Origin of the sequence: Pelagibacterium sp. (genome assembly GCF_048264985.1) — a bacterium.
Lineage (GTDB): Bacteria > Pseudomonadota > Alphaproteobacteria > Rhizobiales > Devosiaceae > Pelagibacterium.
On sequence record NZ_JBLXCL010000014.1, the window covers coordinates 1 to 14363 of the forward strand.

Below are 14363 nucleotides of genomic sequence, written 5' to 3' on the forward strand. Positions count from 1 at the left end.
AGCCGCGCCATCCCCTCGGCCCCCGTCACAAACACCGCATAGAGGCCCATCACCGTGACCAAGAGGTAATAGAGCGGCAGGATGCGCAAGATCCGCCGCCAGTAAAACCCGCGCAGGGAAATCCGCCCCTCTCGATCCCACTCCCGCACCAGCAGCGTGGTGATCAAAAAGCCAGAGATGACAAAGAACAGATCCACGCCGAGAAAGCCGCGCGACCAGGGGCCATGCACTTCGGCCAGGGCGCTGTGATGCACCAGCACCGCCGCAATCGCCAAGGCCCGCAGCCCGTCCAAGGCGCCAAAGCGGCTGCGCGCCAGATAGGCGCGATGGGCGAGAGAGGCTGGGCTGTCAGCGGCGTGGGACATCGGCGGCTTTAATAGGTGAAGGGGCTGTCGAAGGCGGCCAACGGCGGAGCCTTGGCGTCTTTTTCCGACAGGATCGGGGTGCCGTCGAAGGCCCAGTCGATCCCGCAGCTGTCCCAGCGCACGCCGCCATCGCAGTCAGGCGCGTAATAGTCGGTGCATTTATACAGGATCTCGGTATGGGGCTTTAGCGACAGGAATCCGTGCAAAAACCCTTTGGGCACCAAGAGCTGGCGTCCGTTTTCTGCCGACAGTTCCACCCCGATCCACTGTCCATAGGTGGGCGAGCCTTTGCGGATATCGACGGCCACATCAAACAAGGCCCCCTGCCCGCAGCGCACCAGCTTATCCTGCGCATGGGGCGGCGCCTGATAATGCAGCCCGCGAATGGTGCCCGCCTCGGCCGAGATCGAATGGTTGTCCTGCACGAAATCGTAATCGAGCCCCTGTTCGGCCATCCGCTTGCGGTTCCAGCTCTCGCTGAAAAAGCCACGCGCATCGCCAAAACGGGCGGGGGTCAGGATCTTGACATCGGGGAGGGAGGTCTCTTCGATCTGCACGGGTGGGGCCTTTCAGGTTCTAAGGATTGCATTCCTAAGAACGCAATATGGCAAGCTTGAGGTTCAATCTACGGGGTTCTGGCGGCGATACACTTCTTGTAGCCTCTAACTTTTTCTAACATCTTCTAACATTTGCTGACTGTTACTGTCAGCAAATGGGGGTTGTCGAGTTTTTGTTAACTTATTGATATCGGTGGTTATCGACTTTTATGAGGCGCAAACTTAGAGTGGCGAGCTGGGGCTTGTTTATTTCCCTCCTGTGTTCTGCAAACATCTCTGATGTGTCGACGGCAAGGCTCTCTGGTCAGCGGCTTGTGAAGCGCTTAAAAAGCAAGTTCAAATCGCCCCGCGCCCGGCGCGGGCGTAGCTCAAACCGCGCCTGCCGGAGCCTGCCCGATGACACCTCGCCCGATGACCCGAGATGAAACCCTTGCCGAAATGGCCCGGGTGTTGACCACCGAAGCCGAGGCGCTGCGCCTGATGGCCACTGGCTTGGGTGACAGCCACCTGAAGGCGCTCGAAATCCTGGAAGGGATGGAGGGGCGGGTGATTGTCTCCGGCGTTGGGAAATCCGGCCATATCGGCAATAAAATCGCCGCCACATTTGCCTCCACCGGTACGCCTGCGCAATTTGTTCATGCCACCGAGGCGAGCCATGGGGACCTGGGTATGGTCACCGCCCGCGATGTGTGTCTTGTGATTTCCAATTCCGGCGAGACCACGGAGCTGGCCGATATCATCACATACAGCCGCCGCTTTGGCATCCCGCTCATCGCGATCACGCGGCGGGCAGAGAGCACGCTGGCAAGCCAGGCGGATGTGGCGCTGTTGCTGCCGGATGCGCCGGAAGCCTGCGGGATCGGCATGGCTCCCACCACCTCCACCACGGCGACCCTTGCGATTGGCGATGCTTTGGCGGTGGCCTTGATGGCGCGGCGCGGGTTTGAGCGCGAGGATTTCCAGCGTTTCCACCCTGGTGGCAAGCTTGGCGCCCAGCTGATGCCGGTGGATGGCTTGATGCACCGGGGCGAGGCGCTGCCGCTGGTCGGCCCACAGACCCCGATGAGCGAGGCGCTCCTCACCATGACGGCCAAGGGGTTCGGCCTTGCCGGCCTCGTTGAGGACGGGCGGCTGGCCGGCATCATTACCGACGGTGACCTGCGTCGGAACATGGACGGGTTGATGGAGAAAACGGCCGGGGCGGTGGCGACACGTGCGCCGCAAGTGGTGCGGCAAGGCACCTTGGCCTCCGAAGCGCTGCATGTGATGAACACCAAGAAGATCTCTGCGCTCTTTGTGCTGGATGGCGAGGACCGGGTCGCCGGACTGCTGCATATCCACGATTGCCTGCGCGCTGGAGTGGCCTAACGGCCCTTCTCCGGAACGGGCGACAGGGGGAGGGTGGGGAAACTCGCCTTTTGAGAGAGTTATTTGTGACCTGTGAGGCGCAGAAAAAGGCTTACTCCCAAAGGTCGTAAATTGCATACTCGCCACATTCAGCTGTCATGATCTAATCTGCGCCAGATGCGCGGGAGTCGAGGGTGACAGCGCTTCCTGAGTATTTGTGCACAGAGGAACAGATGACCACATATACATCTACGGGCTTTACGGTTGTTTGGGGCGAGAACGATGCTGTCGCCATTGAGACCGATACCGAACTGAAACTTTATGCGCCGGACGGCACTACGACTTTCAGCTATACTACCTACCCTCATCCGGATGGCGGTGACGAGGCCGATTTGGCCGATATCACGGTCGATGGCGGGGTGCCGACCATCAATGGGTCCGGTTTTGGCGATACCGAAGACGGTGTCTACGAGGTCAGCTGGAACGACAATGGCACGCCCCGCACCACGGTTGTGCTGGTGATTGAGGAGATCGACGTCGACAGTGGTGCGTTTGGGACCGTCAATAAGATGCATGTCTTCTACATTGATGGCGCTGCGCTGCCGACGATCAACACGCTGAACAAGTGGAACAACTTCGATAACAACCAGATCACCGGCGTGGATGTGGCTTCGGGCGATTATGCACCAAGCGTCGATATCCCATTGGTCGATGTGTTCGCGGATGCAACCGAGAACGATGTGTTGATCGGCACCAATGGTTATGATGAACTGATTGGTGGCCTGGGCAACGACTTGCTGGACCCCAAGGATAATACTGACTTTGAAGGTGACCTAGTACAGGCCGGCGCCGGGAAAGACAAAATCCGCCTGTCGAAAGTCGAGGTCGGCTATGTCGATATCAGTCACTCCGACCTTGATGAAGGTATCGTGGTCTCGATTGATGGCAATGCCAATACGGGCAAGGTCAATAAAGGCATCAACGGCTCCACCAAAATTATTGATGTCGCCAACCCGATGCTAGCGGATGGACTAAGTGTTGGCGGTACTTCTTCTGACGATACTTTCCGTATCACGGTGGCAGATGATGGCTGGCTTGGCCTCGGAGGGGGCGGAGGCGACGACACTTTTGTAATTGGTCAGAGTACCGGCACAATCCGTTTGGACTACCGTCTTTCTGTAAGCGGCGTAGTGGCACGCCTCGATAAAGGGCGGATCAATGACGACGGTCTTAGCGGTAGCGACCGGCTAAAAGGAGATGGTCATATCACTGAACTTCGCACCAGCATGTTTGATGATAGGGTTGTCGGGTCCGATGCGAATGAGCGTTTCATCCTGATGGCTGGTACCGATACGCTGGATGCCGGCGCTGGGACGGATACGCTACGCTATGACCGCAACGGTGTTGAAGCTGTCAACGTGGACCTAGCCAAAGGGATCGCCAAAGGTGTTTGGCGAGGTGACGATTTCAAGCACAAGATCAGCAACGTCGAAAACGTGACCGGATCGCGCGACGATGACGATGTGATTAAAGGAGACAGCGGTAATAACGCGTTCTACGGCCGTGGTGGGAACGACACTCTGAGTGGCGGTGGTGGCCGCGATACGCTTGCAGGTGAAGAGGGCAACGATGTGTTGACCGGTGGCGGCGCAGCGGATGTCTTTGTCTTCAGCTCGGGGAATGATCGGGTCACCGACTTCAAGGCTGGCACTGATGCGGTGGATCTTGACGAAGCCGATGGAATCCGCAATTTCCGCGACTTGGTGAATAACCACATGGAGCAAAAGGGCGACGATGTCCTGATTGTTGATGACAATGGTGACAAGATGCGCCTGCTGGATGTGGATTTGAATGATCTGAGCGCGGACGACTTCCTATTCTGATACTCAGGTTGCTTTGCAACCAAACTGACTTATGGCCCTGCCTGTCGTTCGCGACTCAGGCGGGGTCTCTTTCCCGCGAGCCAGTCTGCGAGGTATTATGATCGGCACTAGCTCAGCTTGTCGGTGCTCTTTGATATGCGCTCTTTCCAGCATGCGGGCTAGTAGGTTGTCGATAGCTAAGCAGGCGCTCTCGCTCGCGGATCACCTGTGTAGCGTACAGCTGGATTGAGTATGATAGAGCTTGCCCTTTCAGGACAGCGTCGCAGAGACAGAGAGCCCTGCCGGACTACCGTTTAAATTAAAGCCCCCCGTGCTCTTACAGCGCGGGGGGCATATCTTAACTGAAGATGTGTGGCTTAGTTGGTGCCCGAACCAGAACCTGAGCCGGAACCCGAGCCGGAACCAGAGCCGGAACCAGAGCCGGAACCATCCGCATTGTCCTCGTTGGTGACAACGCCGACAACAACGGCTGCGGCAATTACACCTGCTGCAATACCTGCGGCACCCAAGCCGCCAACACCGAGACCCAGACCTGCTCCTGCGCCCGCGCCCGCGCCGCCACCTGCGGCTGCCGCGCCGGCTTCACCACCGGTCGCTTGAGCAAATGCGCCAGTTGCGGCGATGATAGCCAGCGCGGAAACTGCAATAATATTCTTCATAACTTACTCCTGTAGAGACGTTGGAGATGTGTCTATTCCTTGAGAGAGACAGTAGTGCAGTCGGACTCTCGTTTCAACGATAGCCATACCCGGCTTTGAGTTGCTTTTCCGTTTTTATTTGCCCGTTGCTTAAAAAACGCTGGGAAAAGGTCCTAACTTGATGCCTGAAGGCAATTGATCGCTCGAAGTGTCATCATTTTGTCATCATATCACAACCTGGCGGGTGCGAATGTACCCGACTGCAGGACCCGCCCATTGCCGTGACTGCCACAATCTGCCGCTGCGAGAATCAATCCAGTAGTCATTGACGATCCTGCCACCCATCTCTCCGATGCACTGTTCACGTAGATGGCGGGTGGTATAGGTCTGCTCTACGATTTCCAGCTGTTCCTCTCCCAGATCCTCCAAATCGCAGGCCAAGCGAATGGACCAAGAATCGCTGTCACCAGCGCGGACCTCATAAAGGCGCCCGCCCCCTCGTGCCGGGCCCATGCCGCCTTCTCCATCTGCTGGAACCTCTGCCGACAACAGTGTGCCACGCAGGCCGCGGGTCGATATCAACATGCCGTCCCGAAAGCTGAAGGTGATGTTGTCCACCGTGCGCCAGACTTCTATCTGTCCGGGTTGATCATCCTGGCGTCGCACCTGCAGGGTCAGATAGTCGCGCAGATCCACCTCTTCGATTACCACCTCCACATGCGGCTCTTGAATGGTATCAAGCAATGCCCGCGTCAGCACAGGGGGTTGCGGAGCCTTGGACTTGTTGATGCGGCGGCGGACCTCATCGCGCACCACCGTGCCGATCTGCACCTCCAGAGAGGCCGTCTCGGGACCAGTGGCACATCCGGCCAGCATCACCAGCGCCAGCCCTCCCATGGTCAAGGGCCGCAGGAGAGAGGATAAGAACAGGGCGCTTCTCATTCCCAGAACCTCGCACGTTGATCTGACAGGCTCTTTTGATGGGTATCGCGAATGGTTTCATAAAGACGCCCAGGCACCGCAACCCGCTGCCCGCCGTCTCGCTGCACCGGGCGGATCACTAGGCCATAACCGGTGCGGCTTTCCTTGCCGAGCAGCCAGCCGAGCGGAATACTCAGGATGATACCCTTGTCAAAGGATCCTTCACCGAAATCTTCTGCAGAGACATCGGTAATGGTAAAGAAGGCCCCCAATTTCCAACCGTTGTTGAAGTGACGGACCAAGCTAAATGAAGCGCCGACATCGCCCGCCAAATATCGACCGGCATCGACTTGGAACTCGTAGTTCTTGGGTAGCTCCAGGTAAGCCGATGCATGGCCCGTCAGCACACTATAATCTAGGAACCCGAATTGCTGGTTGTAATCCCGCTGGCGCACGTAGTTCATCTCAAGGCCGAAGGCGAGTGGGCTGTCCACAGGTTTCCACAGCACTTCCCCTGAGACGCCAGCATACATGGCTTCCAAATATCCCGCCGTTGCCCGCGCATGAAAATCGGGGCCGGGTTGCCAGCGACGCTCCACATAAAGATTGTTGAGCGTGGTGTCATAGCGGGCGTACTCGTGGAAATCGGTCCGGACGGGCTGCAATTTGGACGGGTACCGTCTTCCACCAGTGACGTTGCCCCAGAGGCGCTGGTTGATCGCGCCTGAGATACGCCAACCGGGCGCCGGCGTGTAGCTCGCCCCAAAACTCACCCCAACATCGAGGCGGAACGGCAGCGTTGGGTCAAAATAGGAAGGCGAGGCATAGGGGCTGACCGTGGTGCCAAAATCGGGATAGAGCTCCTCAGAAAGCAGCGCGTTCTGCGCAGGCGGCCCGGCCCGCTCAACAGCGGTGACCGCCCAAATCGCATCGGAAGAGGCTGGCGTGAATTCCAGTGCCTCAAGATCGGAGCGGCGCAGCTCTACCGTCGACAAGCCCTGACCTCGGAACACCGGCACGATGCGGAAGGTCTCGACAGAGGGCGGCAGGGTGCGCGACATTGCCCGTGCCGTACGCCCGACCGCCAAAGTATGCGACCGGAACTTTTGGTTGCGGATCCGGGCTTCGGCGACAGTGCCCTCAAGGGTCACGCTTTCCAGCACCAGGCCTTCGCTGCGCAGGGCTTCGGCGAGCAGATTGCGAACCTGCACACGCGTGTCGCGGCTCTCGGCCCAATTCGGGCTCCACTGTGCCTCATCCGGTGCCCAAGTGCTACGCGGCACCACCGGAATCGGGGCGGAGAGTTGGGTGCGGGTGGCGGGGTGGCGAGGGTTCAGCTGCAGCTGTGCGGTGAGCCCGAATTCCGTACCGTATAGGTAATAGGCCCCGAGCCGCAGTTGGCGGGAGCGCTGGTATTCCACCCCAAAGTTCAGCGAGGAACGCCGCTCGAACGCCTGCAGTTCGCGGGTCTCTGTTGTATAGGCGTCCGAAGAATATTCCGCCTTTACACCCCATTTCCCGTAGGTCCATTCCAAACCCGCGAAGGGAGCAATATCCCCTCGGAACCATTGGTCAAAGGACAGTTCTCCACCGGTGTCGCCCTGAAAGCGGCCTCGGCGCCCGTAGGTCGCGATGGCCCCATGGCTGCCAAAGCGCCCCCAGCCCAGACCGGCGGTAAATTTCAGCCGTCCGGGCAGTACTTCAGGATTAAAAGTCTTGGTGGCCACCACATATTCGGCGCCAAACAGGCCGGTGCCCGCGAAGTCCTGCAAACCCACCACCACGGAAGGCCGATAGCTACCTTCGTCCCATAGGCGAAAACGCACGTCAAAGTTTCGGTCGTAATAGGTCTCAAACCCGTAGAATAGCGTAGTGGGGTTCTGGTTCAGCAAGGCGTTGTAGCGGAAGGAAACCGACATCCAAGGCAGAGCCTGGAACTGCAGGTTCATTCGTGTCTGCCCGGCAAAATGACTGACAGAGGGCGCGAATTGCGCATCTGGCATCATCTCGGCGCTTGGCATGTCTATGAGGCCGGGACTGCCATAAAAGTTCAGGCTCGGGGTGCTGGGCCAAGCAAAGCCCTCAGGGTTCTTATCCGCCGCGCAAAGCGGTGTGGCCCAGAGCATGGACAGCACCAATCCTGCATGCAGCACGGACCGGGCGCACAACTGCGAGGTCCGATGCTGTGTCACGGATGAGATATCTTTCGTCATTGCTGTCCCGCTGCCCTTTTTAGGGTGTTACTGATCCAGTTATTGCCCGATGCGGATGGGACGATCAACGCCGATAGAGTGTTTGATAAACAGCACGGTCTGACTGTGGCTTCAGGACGTCTTGCGATCCGCCTTCGGACGCACATAGCCCTCCACCCAGCGGGTGATGACCTGTCGTGCGCCTACGTCATCCCCTGCGGCCACCGCTTGGCGCAGGGCCCGCAGCAGGGCGGCTACTTCGATTTGTGACAGCACCGCTTCGCGGGCGCAAAAGATCTTGGGATGACCGGTTGTGAGCAGTTTTGAGCAAAGAGTTAGTTCTTCTTCCAGCTTCTCGCCGGGGCGCAATCCAATGATATCGATGGCGATATCGCCATCGGGGTGGGCCTCATCGCGCACCGAATAGCCCGCCGCCTCGATCACCTGTCGCGCCAACTGCAGGATGGAGACCGGCTCACCCATATCAAGCACAAAGACCTCGCCACCCTGCGCCTCGGCCCCTGCCTGCAAGACCAGCTGCACCGCTTCACGGATTGTCATGAAATAGCGTTTGACGCGCGGGTCGGTGACGGTGACCGGTCCGCCGCGGCTGATCTGCTCCTGAAACAGCGGGATCACCGAGCCCGAAGAGCCGAGCACATTGCCAAAGCGCACCATGGTGAAGATAGTCTCCCCCACGGTGCCATCGCCATTCGGCCCCGAACGGGAGGCGAGATCCTGTACGATCAGCTCTGCCATGCGCTTGGAGGCGCCCATCACATTGGTCGGGCGCACCGCCTTGTCCGAAGAGATCAGGATAAAACGCTCCACCCCGAAATCCACTGCGGCGCGGGCCAGCGTCTGGGTGCCAAAGACGTTATTTGCCAGACCAGGCAGCGGATTGGCCTCGACTAGGGGCACATGTTTGTAAGCCGCAGCATGCAGCACAACCTGCACCTGATGGCGTTCCAGCACCCGGCGCACCTGACGCAGATCGGTGACCGAGCCGAGCACCGGCACAAGATCAATGCCTGTGCCTTCGAGTTGCTGGCTGAGTTCTTGGTGGATGGTATAGAGCGCCAGCTCCGACAACTCATAAAGCACCAGTTTGGTCGGGCGACAGGCCAGAACCTGTCGGCAGAGTTCCGAGCCGATAGACCCCCCGGCGCCAGAGACCAGCACCACCCGATTCGCATAGGAGCCCGCAGCCATTTTGAGCGACACATCGCGAGAGGCACGGCGCAGGAAGTTCTGCGGCGACACCGGGGTCAGCTTGTCAACCAGGGCTTCCTCACCAATGAGCTGAGCAAAGGAAGGCAGCGCCTGCACTTCAAGCCCCATGCGCTGCAGGCGCTGAATGATCTGCGCTTGTTTCGGCTGGCTTTGGGAGGGCATGGCCAGCAGCACCCGTTTCACATCACGGCTCTCGACCAGATCGGCAATACGGGCGGGGGAATAGACCTGCAGCCCGACCAAGGTCATGCCTTGCAGGGATTTGTTGTCGTCGACAAAGGCAACGGGATCGATCCCGTCATGCGCCTTGAGCGCCTGAGCCAGCTGGGTGCCGGTATTGCCGGCGCCATAGATCAACACCTGACGGCGCGGCCGGGCGCGGCGATATATCGCCAGCACCACTTGATAGGCGATGGCCCGCGCGCTCATCAGGATCAGGAAATAAGTGATGCCAAAGATCACATGGGTGCCCGGCGGCACCTGTGGCCCGAAAATGGCGCAGAGCACCGCTTCCATCATGGTGGCCGCCAGCGCCACCAGCGCGGTCAGCCCCACCGCATGACGTTCATAGGCGGCAAGTTTGATCTGCGGCAGCCCGAGCCAGAAGGACACCAGGGCTGTCACCCCGAGAACATAGGGCAAAATCGGCAGCGCCTGCCCCAAAGTCGCAAGCGACGACAGCGGCAGCGGTTGCAGCATATAGGTACACAGCAGGGACAGAGGCAGCAAAAGAAGGTCCATGGCCAGAAACACATAGGCCTTGTGAGCCCGGGACATGCTGCTGATGAGCTTGTAGATCAAAGTGCCTCGTCCTGATGCCTGCGTGCGGGAGACCTGTTCCAGTCCACCGTCGATATGCTCCACTGAAGTAGAGCTGTTGTCTGATCTGTCCTCTTGTGCCCGGTCAGAAGGGGTAATCCAACCCTGACCGACAGCTCGAATGCAAGTGCCGCATCTTTGCGACAGGTTCCCATGTCATGGTCGCGACAGACAGGGGACCCCAAAAAGGATGTACTGTTGAAATGTCACGTTTACCCTAACGTGGTTTGCTCTGATTTTCAAAAGACCACAGTGCGGCAAATGCGCAAAATTTTCGCAGTTGTCGTGAAGGGCAAATAAGTCCCGCCAAAACCGAAGGTTGCAAGCTGCTTGCTCGCGCGCAATTTTCTGCCAACCTGCCCGATTATCAAGCAGCACCGCAAGACAAGCAGCCCGGTGTGGGAATCAGCGACGGCGGAACAGATTGCCGATGGTCTGGAACACCAGGTCAAAGTCGTAGCACATGGACTGATGGCGCTGGTAAATCAGATCGAGCCGCGCCTTGGCCGGCACGCAGATCCGCGAATAGACCGCATGGGTCTCCTCCGGCGTGTTGCAGCGATCGAGGAGCATGGCTTCGTGTTTGTGATAGGTAATCGAGGCAATGCCGGTCACCCCGGGGCGCGATTTCAGCACCTCGGCATAGAGCTCCGGATGGGCCTCCACATATTGCCGCAGGGGCGGGCGCGGCCCGACAAAGGACAGATCGCCCTTCAGGATATTCCACAGCTGCGGAAACTCATCCAATCGCTTGCCGCGCAGCCAGGCGCCGGTCTTGGTCACCCGCGCCGCCTTGTCGCCGCCGGAAACGCCGCTGTCCTCTGTCACCACGGTCATGGTTCGGAGTTTCCAGAGCTGGAACGGCTGGTCGACGCCTTTCATCCGCTCGGCCACATAGAAAATCGGGCGCCCCTCCTTGATCAGGAGCCAGATCAGGAGCCCAAGCAGAATGGGGCCAAGGATCACCACCAGAAGGGTGGCAAAGAAGAGATCAAACAGCCTCTTGTCCCAGGTCATGGTGATGGATCCTTTCCGTACTCTTTCCTGTCAGGGGGCGATGGACCAGGCGTCTTTTACAGCGGACCATTCGGCCACCAATCCGGTGGCGGTGGCAGGCGGCAACGCCTCTGGCGGTAAAAGCCGCTGCAGCCGGGTGACGTCAAGCGTAACCTCGGGAATGGCACTCGGCGGCGCGGGCCGGGCCTGCCAAGAGCGGTCTGCGGCGTCGAGCAGCGCACCCATCGCCACTGGTGCGGGCTGGGCAATGTTCAGCACCGGCGGCAGATCGGGCAAGCACAGCAGGTGTTCAAACACCCGGGCTAGGGTGGCAACGCCGATATAACTGCGCCGGGGCGTCTGCCCATCGGCAAAGCGGTCAAGACCAAAGCCAGCCCGCCAGCCGCCGAGCGCCGCATCAAAGCCGGCGATATTGCCGATCCGCAGCGCGCAGACCGAGACACCGCGCGCGGCCCCCAGGTCGGCGGCGCGCGCCTCCATCTCGGCCTTGGCGCGCCCATAGCCTTGGGCCGGTGTGGGCGGATTGTCTTCGTGCAGCGGCGAAGGGGCCGCGCCATAGACCGCCGCCGAAGAGGCCAGCAGCACCCGCGCGCCAGGGCGGGCCGCTTGCACGGCAGCCAAGCCCAGAGCGATATTGTCGTCCAGATCCCTCCCCTGCCCGGGCACCACGCCGGCCAGACAGAGGATCTGTTGCGCCTGCATGGCCCTCTGCGCCAAGGGACCGGGGTCGATCAGCGGGTCGCACAGGCACCATTCTCCAGTGTCCCAGGCAGGTCGCACCCGCCCTTGCCAGGTCACAGAGCGGTCCGCTGACGGGTCGGCGGACCACATGAAATGCAGCAGCCGTCCGATCCGGCCTGTGGCCCCCATGACGACGGTGGCAGGAAAGCGCATGGGCGGCCCCCCTTTCAGTTGACCCTTGCGGGATCGCCAGTATCTTGCGGGACGCGAAAACGCAAAAGACTTTGACTGAACAGGACCGGCAATGCGCCCCATTCTGCCCCTACTGGCCGCTCTCGGCTTGGCCTTTCTGCCTGCTGCCTGTTCCCGCTTGCCTGGCGGCGCGCCAGCCAGCGAGGAGGTCCTGCGCGAGACCAAGGGCGAAGCCGCAGATTTCGCGGTCTACCCGGTGACCCGCGCCTTTTTGCCAACCGTGACCCAATGGCCCGCTCCGAGCCAAGAGCCCCGCCTGCCCTGGCTCGGCGCCAGCCAAGGTCCAAAGACACAGGTGCTCCAACCCGGTGACCGGGTCAGCATTGCGGTCTGGGACAGCAATGACAATTCGCTGCTGACCGCCCCGGAACAGAAAGTGGTGCAGCTGCAAGACATGGTGGTCTCCGTCAATGGAGACATCTTCATGCCCTATGTGGGCAGCGTCTCGATCGGCGGGCTGACCCCGGATCTGGCCCGCGAGAAACTGCAGGTCGCGCTTGAGAACATCGTGCCCTCGGCGCAGGTGCAGTTCAACATGACCGAGGGGCGCAACAACTCTGTTGATCTGGTCTCCGGTGTGATCCGTCCCGGCAGCTATCCGATGCCGGATCGCAACTATTCGGTGATGGGGCTCATCGCGGCCGGCGGCGGCATCAGCGCCGGCATGAACAACCCGCAGATCCGCCTTGTGCGCGGGCGCAATATCTACGGCACCTCGGTGCAGCAATTGCTGGACAAGCCCAGCCTCGACACCCGTCTCCATGGCGGAGACCGGATCTTTGTCGAGGAAGACGAACGGTATTTCCTCTCCTTTGGCGCCACCGGTCGCGAGGACCTGCATATCTTCACCAAGGATGAGGTCTCGGCCATGGATGCGATGGCGATCTCTGGTGGATTGCAGGATTCAAAGGCCGATCCCAAGGGGCTTTTGGTGCTGCGCGAATACCCGGCCGCCGCCGTGGCCCCGGGCGTGCGCGGCCCGCGCCGCACCCGTGTGGTCTTCACCCTGGACCTGTCCTCGGCAGATGGGCTGTTTTCAGCCCGGCAGTTCAAGATCCAGCCCGGTGATCTGGTCATGGCCACCGAAAGCCCGATCAATGATGCGCTCACCGTGTCCAATATCGTGGGCAACTTCTTTGGTGTCTTCAGCCGTATTGGCGGCTGAAGACAAAGCTCAGACAGGCTGTCTCAGAACAAGAAATCGCTGCGGCTGAGGTCGTCGGCGGAAATATAGTCGAGATGCACCGTGTTCTCGCCAAAGGACACCAGAGCATTGCCATTGCCATCATCCTCGATGGTCAACTGACCAAAACGCTTGGCGGCCAGGATCTCGATCTTGTCGGTGCCGATCTCGAAATCCCAGATCACGTCAGAGCCAAAGTTTTTGGTCTTGAACTGGAACACATCGGCACCATCACCGCCTTGCAGCTCATCATTGCCCTGCGAGGCACAAAGCGTGTCATTGCCGGCGTTCCCGCGCAGCCGGTTATCCCCCGCATCGTCGCGCAACACGTCATCGTAGTCGGAACCGCGCACGCGCTCGATATTCATCAGCGTGTCGGTATCTCCAAAGCCATCGGTTGCTGTACCTGCCTTGAGGTCCACCTCAACGCCATTTGTGCCGCCATATCGCACATCTCGATCATAGCGCACCTCGTCAATGCCACCCCGACCATTGATCGTGTCATCGCCACGCAGCCCTCGAAACGAATTGTATTCGCCACCATCCCCTCGGATCACATCATCGAAATGAGTGCCGCGCAGGATTTCAATACTGACCAAAGTATCTGTATTGCCATCGGGGCCGATCACAGTGCCCGCCCGCAAATCAGCATCAATGCCCATATTGCCCAGATGCGGGTTCCAAAACACTTCGTCATAGCTGACAGCGTCAAAGCCATCCCCACCGTCATAATGGTCGCTACCACCAAGGTCCTTGATGTAATCATCCCCCCCCATGGCCAGAACCGTATCGTCCCTTTGACCGGTTGTAATGTCCTCGCCATCCCAATCATCAGGCTCGTTCATGCTGTCGTCGGCCCCAATAAAGGTGTCGACCTGCTCAAACAGCATGTGACGGAAGCCGCGATCATTGTCGCGAAACAAGAATGTCCAAGCTAGGTTCAGATCCAAACTCAAACCTGTCGCTTGATGCGTGATATCTCCAGCGGAGTTATACCAAATGATCTTCTTAATCACTCCGCCAGAGTAATAAGGATCGCCATTGCCATCCTCACTTAGGGTTGCCTCCTCCAAGATCATCTTGAAGCGTGCGGGCGTCTGGGTGTCGTCCTGTGGCCCTTCACGTCCATTGTAGGTGGCGATAAGCGCCCCTTCCGTTGCTTTTTGAACATCAAAGTTACTTATGTTCAGATACCCGTAAGCGCCCTGATTGCCATCAAACCAAGTCATACGTGCCATTCAAATTCCCCCTTAACACCTGAACACAAAAACCCTT

At 59.3% G+C, this 14363-nt stretch carries 12 protein-coding genes; 3 read left to right on the top strand and 9 right to left on the bottom strand.

The genetic code is table 11. The features are described 5' to 3' along the window. Window positions 1–365 (bottom strand): acyltransferase family protein (locus tag ACN0TA_RS17870; RefSeq protein ID WP_417585490.1); only part of this gene is annotated, 365 nt, incomplete at its 3' end. A gap of 8 nt (window positions 366–373) precedes the next feature. Continuing rightward, window positions 374–922 carry a dTDP-4-dehydrorhamnose 3,5-epimerase gene (gene rfbC, locus ACN0TA_RS17875; protein WP_417585492.1) on the bottom strand — a complete coding sequence of 183 codons (549 nt, stop codon included), beginning with the start codon at window positions 920–922 and terminating at the stop codon, window positions 374–376. Between the two features lie 396 nt (window positions 923–1318). On the opposite strand from rfbC, the gene ACN0TA_RS17880 reads away from it, so the two are divergent. Continuing rightward, complete coding sequence (locus ACN0TA_RS17880; protein WP_417585494.1) at window positions 1319–2290, top strand: KpsF/GutQ family sugar-phosphate isomerase; 972 nt, start codon at window positions 1319–1321, stop codon at window positions 2288–2290. Between the two features lie 212 nt (window positions 2291–2502). Then, window positions 2503–4152, top strand: a complete 1650-nt coding sequence (locus tag ACN0TA_RS17885) for a calcium-binding protein (protein WP_417585496.1) — start codon at window positions 2503–2505, stop codon at window positions 4150–4152. Between the two features lie 356 nt (window positions 4153–4508). Here the strand turns inward: ACN0TA_RS17885 and ACN0TA_RS17890 are convergent, their stop codons facing one another. From ACN0TA_RS17890 to ACN0TA_RS17915, 6 genes are all read right to left on the bottom strand, one after another. Further along, a complete protein-coding gene (locus ACN0TA_RS17890) occupies window positions 4509–4811 on the bottom strand; it encodes a hypothetical protein (protein WP_417585498.1) in 303 nt (100 codons plus the stop codon). A 204-nt stretch (window positions 4812–5015) separates the two neighbouring features. Continuing rightward, window positions 5016–5732 (bottom strand): YjbF family lipoprotein, encoded by a 717-nt coding sequence (locus ACN0TA_RS17895; protein ID WP_417585500.1) that lies wholly within the window; start codon window positions 5730–5732, stop codon window positions 5016–5018. Continuing rightward, entirely contained in the window at window positions 5729–7924 is a 2196-nt protein-coding gene (locus tag ACN0TA_RS17900; protein WP_417585502.1) for a YjbH domain-containing protein, read from the bottom strand. Before ACN0TA_RS17900 ends, ACN0TA_RS17895 begins: the two co-directional genes overlap by 4 nt. Before the next feature lie 111 nt (window positions 7925–8035). After that, on the bottom strand, window positions 8036–10000 hold the full coding sequence (locus ACN0TA_RS17905) for a polysaccharide biosynthesis protein (protein WP_417585504.1): 1965 nt from the start codon (window positions 9998–10000) through the stop codon (window positions 8036–8038). A 360-nt stretch (window positions 10001–10360) separates the two neighbouring features. Further along, window positions 10361–10972, bottom strand: a complete 612-nt coding sequence (locus ACN0TA_RS17910; protein ID WP_417585506.1) for a sugar transferase — start codon at window positions 10970–10972, stop codon at window positions 10361–10363. 30 nt (window positions 10973–11002) lie between these two features. Then, a complete protein-coding gene (locus ACN0TA_RS17915) occupies window positions 11003–11866 on the bottom strand; it encodes an NAD-dependent epimerase/dehydratase family protein (protein WP_417585508.1) in 864 nt (287 codons plus the stop codon). Between the two features lie 91 nt (window positions 11867–11957). Between ACN0TA_RS17915 and ACN0TA_RS17920 the strand changes: the two genes are divergently transcribed. Beyond that, the gene (locus ACN0TA_RS17920) at window positions 11958–13070 is read left to right on the top strand and encodes a polysaccharide biosynthesis/export family protein (RefSeq protein WP_417585510.1); all 1113 of its coding nucleotides are present in this window, start codon (window positions 11958–11960) and stop codon (window positions 13068–13070) included. Between the two features lie 23 nt (window positions 13071–13093). Here the strand turns inward: ACN0TA_RS17920 and ACN0TA_RS17925 are convergent, their stop codons facing one another. Further along, window positions 13094–14326, bottom strand: a complete 1233-nt coding sequence (locus ACN0TA_RS17925; RefSeq protein ID WP_417585512.1) for a calcium-binding protein — start codon at window positions 14324–14326, stop codon at window positions 13094–13096. Between the last annotated feature and the right edge of the window lie 37 nt (window positions 14327–14363).

Coding starts and splice junctions, on each gene's coding strand:
- ACN0TA_RS17880 (WP_417585494.1), top strand. CDS start 1,319: ATGACACCTCGCCCGATGACCCGAGATGAAACCCTTGCCGAAATGGCC.
- ACN0TA_RS17885 (WP_417585496.1), top strand. CDS start 2,503: ATGACCACATATACATCTACGGGCTTTACGGTTGTTTGGGGCGAGAAC.
- ACN0TA_RS17890 (WP_417585498.1), bottom strand. CDS start 4,811: ATGAAGAATATTATTGCAGTTTCCGCGCTGGCTATCATCGCCGCAACT.
- ACN0TA_RS17895 (WP_417585500.1), bottom strand. CDS start 5,732: ATGAGAAGCGCCCTGTTCTTATCCTCTCTCCTGCGGCCCTTGACCATG.
- ACN0TA_RS17900 (WP_417585502.1), bottom strand. CDS start 7,924: ATGACGAAAGATATCTCATCCGTGACACAGCATCGGACCTCGCAGTTG.
- ACN0TA_RS17910 (WP_417585506.1), bottom strand. CDS start 10,972: ATGACCTGGGACAAGAGGCTGTTTGATCTCTTCTTTGCCACCCTTCTG.
- ACN0TA_RS17915 (WP_417585508.1), bottom strand. CDS start 11,866: ATGCGCTTTCCTGCCACCGTCGTCATGGGGGCCACAGGCCGGATCGGA.
- ACN0TA_RS17920 (WP_417585510.1), top strand. CDS start 11,958: ATGCGCCCCATTCTGCCCCTACTGGCCGCTCTCGGCTTGGCCTTTCTG.
- ACN0TA_RS17925 (WP_417585512.1), bottom strand. CDS start 14,326: ATGGCACGTATGACTTGGTTTGATGGCAATCAGGGCGCTTACGGGTAT.